This is a genomic window from Lactococcus sp. (assembly GCF_036648155.1).
GTDB classification, from domain to species: domain Bacteria; phylum Bacillota; class Bacilli; order Lactobacillales; family Streptococcaceae; genus Lactococcus; species Lactococcus cremoris.
The window spans coordinates 1-821 of record NZ_JAVXIY010000025.1 but is presented as its reverse complement, the minus strand read 5'-3'; the positions used below and the strand labels follow the sequence as shown (position 1 = coordinate 821).

1 protein-coding gene is annotated in these 821 nt (G+C 44.1%); it reads left to right on the top strand.

What is annotated here, in order from left to right; genetic code table 11:
- The coding region (locus RSC39_RS11905; protein ID WP_332537435.1) for an elongation factor Tu at positions 1-821 on the top strand (821 nt) is incomplete at both ends.

The window sequence follows — 821 nt, the reverse complement described above, 5'->3', positions numbered from 1 at the left end:
CAAACTCGTGAACACATCCTTCTTTCACGTCAGGTTGGTGTGCCATTTATTCTTGTATTCCTTAACAAGTGTGACCTTGTTGATGATGAAGAATTACTTGAATTAGTAGAAATGGAAGTTCGTGAACTTCTTTCTACTTATGATTTCCCAGGTGATGACACTCCAATCATCCGTGGTTCAGCTCTTCAAGCATTAAACGGTAATGACGGTCCTTACGGTGAAGCATCAGTTCTTGCACTTGTTGAAGCGCTTGATACTTATATTCCAGAACCAGAACGTGCTATCGACAAAGCATTCTTAATGCCAATCGAAGACGTATTCTCTATCTCTGGTCGTGGTACTGTTGTAACAGGTCGTGTTGAATCTGGTATCGTTAAAGTTGGCGAAACAGTTGAAATCGTTGGTATCCGTGACACAGTTGTAACGACTGTAACTGGCGTAGAAATGTTCCGTAAGCTTCTTGACGAAGGTCGTGCGGGCGAGAACTGTGGTGTTCTTCTTCGTGGTACTAAGCGTGAAGACGTACAACGTGGTCAAGTACTTGCTAAACCAGGTACAATCAAGCCACACACTAAAGTCGCTGCACAAGTATACCAACTTTCTAAAGAAGAAGGTGGTCGTCATACTCCATTCCTTAACGGTTACCGTCCACAGTTCTACTTCCGTACAACTGACGTAACTGGCGCGATCAAATTACAAGATGGCGTAGAAATGGTAATGCCTGGTGACAACGTAGAAATGTCAGTAGAATTAATCCACCCGATCGCAATGGACCCAGGTCTACGTTTTGCGATCCGTGAAGGTGGTCGTACTGTAGGTGC